At 69.1% G+C, this 7,965-nt stretch carries 7 protein-coding genes; all 7 read right to left on the bottom strand.

From position 1 onward, the window contains the following. Positions 1-87: 87 nt before the first annotated feature. Positions 88-459 carry a DoxX family protein gene (locus ACFU7D_RS13810; RefSeq protein WP_378730922.1) on the bottom strand — a complete coding sequence of 124 codons (372 nt, stop codon included), beginning with the start codon at positions 457-459 and terminating at the stop codon, positions 88-90. A gap of 76 nt (positions 460-535) precedes the next feature. Then, positions 536-1,171: a UdgX family uracil-DNA binding protein gene (locus ACFU7D_RS13805; RefSeq protein WP_378867870.1), complete on the bottom strand. Its 636-nt coding sequence runs from the start codon at positions 1,169-1,171 to the stop codon at positions 536-538. Then, positions 1,168-1,509, bottom strand: a complete 342-nt coding sequence (locus tag ACFU7D_RS13800; protein ID WP_378867868.1) for a DUF3140 domain-containing protein — start codon at positions 1,507-1,509, stop codon at positions 1,168-1,170. The genes ACFU7D_RS13805 and ACFU7D_RS13800 overlap by 4 nt, the downstream gene beginning before the upstream one ends. 110 nt (positions 1,510-1,619) lie before the next feature. Continuing rightward, entirely contained in the window at positions 1,620-2,651 is a 1,032-nt protein-coding gene (locus ACFU7D_RS13795; protein ID WP_378867866.1) for a hypothetical protein, read from the bottom strand. A gap of 145 nt (positions 2,652-2,796) precedes the next feature. After that, positions 2,797-4,371 carry a glutamine-hydrolyzing GMP synthase gene (guaA, locus tag ACFU7D_RS13790; protein WP_378867864.1) on the bottom strand — a complete coding sequence of 525 codons (1,575 nt, stop codon included), beginning with the start codon at positions 4,369-4,371 and terminating at the stop codon, positions 2,797-2,799. A gap of 248 nt (positions 4,372-4,619) precedes the next feature. Further along, on the bottom strand, positions 4,620-6,332 hold the full coding sequence (locus ACFU7D_RS13785) for a GMC oxidoreductase (protein ID WP_378867862.1): 1,713 nt from the start codon (positions 6,330-6,332) through the stop codon (positions 4,620-4,622). Next, entirely contained in the window at positions 6,329-7,951 is a 1,623-nt protein-coding gene (locus ACFU7D_RS13780; RefSeq protein WP_378730935.1) for a succinic semialdehyde dehydrogenase, read from the bottom strand. Before ACFU7D_RS13780 ends, ACFU7D_RS13785 begins: the two co-directional genes overlap by 4 nt. Positions 7,952-7,965: the final 14 nt, after the last annotated feature.

Raw genomic sequence — 7,965 nt, 5'->3', positions numbered from 1 at the left:
CGTCACAAACCCCCGCGCCTGGGGGGCTCGTAACCCGGGCCCGCGTGGGGGGTTATGTGTGGCCGGCGGCGCCGACTCGGCGGGGAATCAGGCGGTGACCAGGCCGCGCAGGCGCTCGTCGCGCGGCCAGGCGCCGGCCCAGACGAGGACCGCGGTGGCGATGGCGAAGACGGTGTTGAAGGCGGGCTGCCCGAAGACCAGATTCACCGTGACCGCGCCACCCAGGTAGGCGGTGATCAGGACCGTACCCATCGCCCGGGTGGCCGGGACGTGGTACGCGACCAGCGAGAGGCCGAGGACGGCGCCGCAGACGACGGGGAACCAGCCCGGTGCGCCGATCTTGTCGTTGAAGTCCATGACGGGCTCGACCCGTAGCAGGTGGGTGACGATGTCGAAGCCAAGGAACAGGGTGACCAGGACGGTGATGACCCAGCCGGCTCGTTGTGCGTTGGTGCTCATCTCGATCTCCTCAGAGGTGGGTGGTGATGCTCGTACCCACGCGTCGAGCGTGCACCGGCGATCTCGACATCGCCTTTCACTTTTTCTTCAGAGCAGCGGCAGCAACCCGCAGATCGGCGACCAGACCGTCGTACGTCGCCTGCCTCTCGTCCTCCGCCCTGAGGATGGCGGAGGGGTGGGTCGTGGCGAGAACCCAGGGGTCGAGGGTCTTCGTGGCGATGGCCTCGGGCCACTCGAGGAGGTGGCCGCGTGCCTCGCCGACGCGGAAGGACGAGCCGTACAGCGCCTTGCCGGCGGTGCCGCCGAGCAGGACGATGCCGGCGGGACGTACCAGGTCGAGCTCGGCCGCCAGCCACGGAGCGCAGGCGCCGACCTGCTTGCTCGTGGGTGACTGGTGGATGCGGCGCTTGTCCGAGAGACGGTGGCGGAAGTGCTTGACGACGTTCGTCGTGTACGTCGCCTCCGGCTCGATCCCGGCGTCGGCGAGCGCCTCGTGGAGGATGCCGCCAGCCGGGCCGACGAACGGCTCACCCTCACGGTCTTCACGGTCACCGGGCTGCTCACCGAGCAGCATCAACGGGGCCGGCGTGGGTCCTTCACCCATCACCCCTTGGGTGGCGTCGCGATAGAGCTCGCAGCCACGGCAGTCCTGGACGGCGCTGCGCAGCTCGGCCAGGCTAGGCGACTCCGGCACCCATTCCGCAGCGCTCACGAGCCCAGCGGATCGTGGCCGACGTTCATCAGCCGGCGCCGCCAGTGCGCGTCGCCCGCGGTCGGCTCCCACTGTCCGGTGTCCCCGCCGCGCAGGTCGGTGACCTTGTCGACGACTCGCTGCATCACGTCCACGTCGTCAGCGGTGACGTCGGCGCGGCGCTTGGCGAGGATGGCTGCCACCCGGTGGCCGAGTGCGCTGCCGGCCCGGTCCGGTTCGGTCTCGGCCGTCTCCCCCGCGCCCTGCACGGCGAGCCACTTCCGCAGGTCGAGCGAGGTCATGTTCACCGCGCGGTGGAAGTTCTCCCAGAGCCTGTCGTCGACAATCGTCTCGGCCATCTCGTGCCTCCTTCGTGCTCGTTCACCGCCCCGGTACCCGCCCGAGCCGCCGTGAACTCCTCGCAGCCGCCGCACTTTCCCGCCACGGCGGGAAAGTGCTGCGCCGGCCGTCACCCCAGGAGAGCCCGAGCCTCCGGTGAGTCGTAGAAGCTCGAGAGCCGGCGACGGATCAGCTGCTCGAGGACGCCGGCCTCGGCGAGCGCCTCGATCACCGGCGGGCCGAACCGGAGGGCCTCCTCGACCAGGTCGTCGCGGCCCAGACCCCACTCCTCCAGGAGCCGGTCGAGGGTGAAGCTCCCGTAGGTGTCGAAGAAGAAGTCGACACCCGTGTCGACCAGGGCCTGCAGATACTCGGAGTCCCGGATGTCGAGCCAGACCTGGTAGAGCCCGACGAAGAGCGCGACCAGCTGCTCGTCGTCGATCAGGTCGGCGAGCTCGCGCACCGGCCGGGTCGCCAGCGCATCCCAGACCTCGAGCAGCGCGTCATGGACTTCTTCGTCGGTGACCGAGCTGGCCGCGGTGTCGGAGAGGTAGCCGAGCAGTGCTCCGGCGCCGCGCTCCGCGAGCTCGCGGGCGCTCTGGTCGACGGCCGCACCGACCGGGGTGCCCTTCACCGTGTCCGCCATCCGGCCCGCGACCCGCTCGGCGATCGAGAAGCCGAGCGCGCCGCCCGGAAGGTTGTCGGCGAGCCGGCGGCCGGTGTCGACGGCACCCCGGGCGGTGCCGCGCACCAAGGTGCCGACGCCAGCCTGGATCCCGGAGTTCTCGGCCAGACTGCGCAGGACCTGCTGGCGCAGCGTACGCATCTCGACGATGGCCTCGACCAGCTCGTCGATCCGCGGCCGGCTGACCACCTTGCCCAGCTGGGTGTCGTTGGCGGGGTGCGCCTTCAGCCGCGTCGCGAGCGCCCCGGCGACCTCCGGGATCGCGCCCGGGAGCCGGAAGGTGCTGACGTACTTCAGCGCGACCTCCTTGATCAGGTCGCGCGGCATCACCTGGTCGAGCGTCAGCCCACTGGACGCACGCAGCGCGAAGTCGATCTCGCCGGTGACGAGATCGAGGAAGCGTACGCCGCGCAGCGCCGCCATCTCGTGGGCGACATGTGCGTCGAGGAGTCGATCAGCGAGATCGGGCTGCGTCATGCCGCCATTGTCCACGGAGTCGGCGTCTCCTCGAAGCTCGATCTCGACACGCCCGTCGCTACCGCTCGCAAGCTCGCGGTAGCGGGGCTGCTCGATCTAAAGCCGCGACGCGGTGTGCGCGCTTCGCGCTTACACCGCTGCGGCTTTATTCCCACTCGATGGTGCCCGGGGGCTTCGAGGTGATGTCGACGGTGACCCGGTTGATCTCGCTCACCTCGTTGGTGATCCGGGTGGAGATGCGCTCCATGACCTCGTAGGGAAGCCGGGCCCAGTCGGCGGTCATCGCGTCCTCGGAGGTGACCGGGCGGAGCACGACGGGGTGGCCGTAGGTGCGGCCGTCACCCTGGACACCGACCGAGCGGACGTCGGCGAGCAGCACGACGGGCATCTGCCAGATGTCGCGGTCGAGACCGGCGAGGGTCATCTCCTCGCGGGCGATCGCGTCGGCCTCGCGCAGGATGTCGAGCCGCTCCTTGGTGACCTCTCCGATGATGCGGATGCCGAGGCCGGGGCCGGGGAACGGCTGGCGCTGGACGATCTCGTCGGGCAGGCCGAGCTGGGAGCCGACGGCGCGCACCTCGTCCTTGAAGAGCTCACGCAGCGGCTCGACCAGCTCGAACTCGAGGTCCTCGGGGAGGCCGCCGACGTTGTGGTGGGACTTGATGTTGGAGGTGCCGGCGCCGCCACCGGACTCGACGACGTCAGGGTAGAGCGTGCCCTGGACCAGGAAGGCGACCTTCTCGTCGCTGTCGCCCAGGATCTCGACCTCGGCGCGCTCGAAGCAGCGGATGAACTCGCGGCCGATGATCTTGCGCTTCTCCTCCGGGTCGGTGACCCCGGCGAGCGCGTCGAGGAACTCCTTCTCGGCGTCGACGATCTTCAGCTCGGCACCGGTCGACTCCCGGAAGGCCTTCTCGATCGCGACCGACTCGTTCTTCCGCATCAGGCCGTGGTCGACGTAGACGCAGGTCAGCCGGTCGCCGATCGCCTTGGCGACGATGGCCGCGGCGACCGCGGAGTCGACACCACCCGAGAGCGCGCAGATGGCCCGGTGGTCACCGATCTGCTCACGGACCCGCTCGATCTGGTCCTCGGCGATGTTGCCGATCGTCCAGGTCTGGCGCGCGCCGGCGATGTCCCACAGGAAGTGCTCGAGCACCTTCTGGCCGTGCTCGGAGTGGAGCACCTCGGGGTGCCACTGCACGCCCGCGAGCTGCTTCTCGACGTTCTCGAAGGCTGCCACCGGGGTGTCGGCCGTGCTCGCGAGCACCGTGAAACCCTCGGGCGCCTCGGAGACCGAGTCGCCGTGCGACATCCACACGTTGTGGGCCGGCGGCATGTCCCGGAGCAGCATGCCGGGAACACCGACGGTGACCGGCGTACGCCCGTACTCCCGGGCGCCGTTGTCGTCGACGGTCCCGCCCAGGCCCTGCGCCATCAGCTGGAAGCCGTAGCACATCCCGAACACCGGGGTGCCCGCCGTGAACAGGTTGTTGTCGATGGCGGGTGCGCCGTCGGCGTACACGCTCGAGGGACCGCCGGAGAGGATGATCGCCTTCGGATTCTTGGCCAGCATCTCCTCGACCGGCATCGAGTGCGGCACGATCTCGGAGTAGACCTTCGCCTCACGTACGCGGCGGGCGATCAGCTGCGCATACTGCGCACCGAAGTCCACCACGAGAACCAGATCGTGCTCTTCCGCCCCAGGAGCCTGCATCATGCACGAATCCTAACGACGGGGTACGCCGCCCGCGAAATGCACCAGGGCCCGGCCGGGGAGGGAGGTGGCCGGGCCCTGATTGCCCGAGGCAAAGCTGTCCCGGACGTAAGACCCGGCATGTATTAGGGAGGGAGCAATCCCGGGTCTGATCACTCCAACGAACTCTCTTAACCACAGTTACGGGTCAACCAAAAACTTCCTGCCAGAAAACTTCCTGCACAGGACGTGTCACCATGGCAACAGGTTGGTCAACGGACATCAACGATGGGCAGCTGCAGCGCTGCGGGCGCGCTCGCCGGCACCGCGGGCGAGGCCGGCCTGACGGGCTGGATGCGCGCGTAGCCCGCACCCAGCTCCGGCCGCGGGTCGGCCTGGTCCTTGTTGGGCCAGAACGCCATCGCCCGCTCGGCCTGCGCGGTGATCGTCAGCGACGGGTTCACGCCCAGGTTGGCGGAGATCGCGGAGCCGTCGACGACGTGCAGCCCGGCGTGGCCGTAGAGCCGCTGGTAGGGGTCGATCACACCAGTGGCCACCGAGTCGCCGATGGTGCAGCCACCGATGAAGTGGGCCGTCATCGGCTTGTTGAACGGCTCCCCGATCGTGCCGCCGGCATACCCCGGCTTGTCGCCCGAGCTCATCACCCCGGCCATCTTCCGCACGGCGTCGAGGCCCGCGGGGATCCAGGTCGGGTTGGGCTTGCCGTGGCCCTGCTTCGACGACATCCGCCACCCGAAGATCGTCCGCTTCGGGAAGGTCGTGATCGAGTTGTCGAGCGCCTGCATGACCAGCGCGATGACGGTGCGCTCGGACCAGTGCTTGAAGTCGTAGAACGTACGCAGCGACCGCCGCTGCAGCCACATCTCCTTGAGCCAGCGGCGGAGCCGATGGGGACCGCCCTCGGTGAGCACCGTCTGCATCGCCGCGATCGCGTTGCTGCCGTGCCCGTAGCGGACCGGCTCGATGTGGGTGTGCTCGTCGGGGTGCCACGAGGAGGTGATCGCCACGCCCTCGGTGTAGTCGACGGCCGTGTCCGGGGCGATCGCGCCCAGGATCGACTCGGAGTTGGTGCGGGTCAGCTCGCCCAGGCGGTCGGAGATCTGCGCCAGATCGCCGGTGCGCTTGAGCTTGTGGAGCAGCTTCTGGGTGCCGAGCGAGGCCGCCGAGAAGATCACCTGGTCGGCGGTGAACTTCCGGGTGCGCCCGATGCCGAGCTTGGCCGTGGTGGAGCGGGTCTCGATGACGTACCCGCCTCCGGTCCTGGCCGGGTAGACGCGGGTCACCGTGGTGAGCGGGTGCACCTCGGCGCCGTTCTTCTCGGCCAGGTAGAGGTAGTTCTTGACCAAGGTGTTCTTCGCGTTGTGGCGACAGCCGGTCATGCACTCGCCGCAGTTCGTGCACGTACGCCGGTCGGGGCCCTCTCCTCCGAAGTAGGGGTCCGCGACCTCCTGCCCTTCCACCTGGCCCGGGCCTCCGAAGAAGACGCCTACCGGCGCCTTGTGGAAGGTGTCACCGCGCCCGGCCTCGGCCGCGACCTTCTGCATGACCTCGTCGGCGGGGGTCAGGTGGGGGTAGAGGTTGACGCCGAGCATCCGCTTGGCCTGCTCGTAGTAGGGGGCGAGCTCGTCCTTCCAGTCGGTGATGTGGCTCCAGGAAGGGTCCTCGAAGAACGGGTCGAGCGGCTCGTAGAGGGTGTTGGCGTAGACCAGCGAGCCGCCCCCGACCCCGGCACCGGCCATGATCACGCAGTCCTTGACCATGTCGATGCGCTGGATCCCGTAGCAGCCGATCGCCGGCGCCCAGAGGTATTTGCGCAGGTCGAAGGAGTTGTTGGGCAGCTCATCGTCGCTGAACCGGCGACCGGCCTCGACCACTCCGACGGAGTAGCCCTTCTCGGTCAGCCGCAGCGCGCTGACCGAGCCACCGAAGCCCGATCCGATGACGAGTACGTCGTAGTGGGTCATGCGCGGCCCAGCGCCTTCAGGGCGCGCAGCGAGGCGGTCATGAACTTGGCGTAGGCCTGGTCGCTCATCCCGAACTGCGGGGCGAAGCGCAGGATCGCCTGGGAGGCGACGGACTGGGTCTCGGTGTAGCGCAGGATGCCCTCGACACCCTGGCGACGGCCCTGGCCGGACTCGCGCATGCCGCCCATCGGGGCGTCGATGCTCGCGAAGGTGGCGCCGAAGGCCTCGTTGATGTTGATGGTGCCGCACTTGATCTGCCGGGCGATGCGCCGGGCGCGCGAGGTGTCACGGCTGTAGATCGAGCCGTTGAGGCCGTACTCGCCGTCGTTGGCGCGCTCGATCGCCTCCTCCTCGCTGTGGAAGCGGTAGACGGAGACGACCGGACCGAAGGTCTCGTTGCCGAAACAGGTCATCTCCGGGGTGACGCCCTCGAGGATGGTCGGCTCGAAGAAGAACGGCGCCAGGTCGGGGCGGGCCTTGCCGCCGGCGAGCACGCGGGCGCCCTTGGAGACGGCGTCCTCGACGTGGGCGGCCGCGGTGTCGACCTGGGCCTGGGAGATCAGGGTGCCCATGTCGTTCTCCCACCCGAGGGTGGCGCCGAGGGTCATCGCCTGGGTGCGGGCGACGAAGCGCTCGACGAACCGGTCGTAGACCTTGTCGTCGACGAAGAGCCGCTCGACGCTGACGCACAGCTGGCCGGAGTTGGAGAAGACCGCGCGGGTCGCACCCTCGGCGGCCTTCTCGATGTCGGCGTCCTTGAGGACGAGCATGGGGTTCTTGCCGCCGAGCTCGAGGCTGGCGCCGATCAGGCGCTCCGCCGCCTGCTTGGCGACGATCTTGCCGGTGTTGGTCGAGCCGGTGAAGCAGACGTAGTCGGCGCGCTGGATGATGCTGGTGCCGATCTTCGAGCCCGGGCCGGCGACGACGGTCCACAGGTTCTCCGGCAGCCCGGCCTCCGCCAGCAGCTCGGCGCCGAGGAGCGCGCTGAGCATGGTCTGCGAGTCGGGCTTGATGACCACCGCGTTGCCGGCGGCGATCGCGGCCAGGCCGTCGCACAGCGCCATCGTGAACGGGTAGTTCCACGGGCTGATGATGCCGACGACACCCTTGGGGACGTGGTTGAGCTCGACCCGAGTGAGCACCGGGATGACGCCGAGCTTGCGCTCGGTGTCGAGGATCTTGCTGCTCTTACGCCCGTAGTAGCGCGCCGTCAGCGCGATGTGCAGCGGCTCGTCGAAGGCGTGCTTGCGGGCCTTGCCCGACTCCAGCACGATCAGGTCGAGGATCTCGTCCTGCCGGTCGAGGACGAGGTCGTGCAGCTTGATCAGGATGCGCTCGCGCTCGGCGACCGAAGTCGCGGCCCACTTCTCCTGCGCCACCCGGGCCTTGGCGAAGGCCGCGGCGACGTCGTCGTCGCTCGACTGCGGGATGTGCGCCAGCGGCGCCCCGTTGAGCGGACTGATGACCTCGTTCGTCTCGCCTGTGGTGGCCACGAGGTGGCCGGTCAGACGGGCGACGTAGTCAGGCTCGAGGGCCAGGGACGCCGCGGCGTCGTGCTCGGGATCGAGCGGGCCCTCGACGATCGGGCCGCCGGAAGAAGTCGGGTTCGATGCGCTCATGTACCGAGAGTATG

Origin of the sequence: Nocardioides sp. NPDC057577, assembly GCF_042801335.1 — a bacterium.
GTDB lineage: Bacteria > Actinomycetota > Actinomycetes > Propionibacteriales > Nocardioidaceae > Nocardioides.
This window is presented reverse-complemented; position numbering and strand designations above follow the sequence as displayed.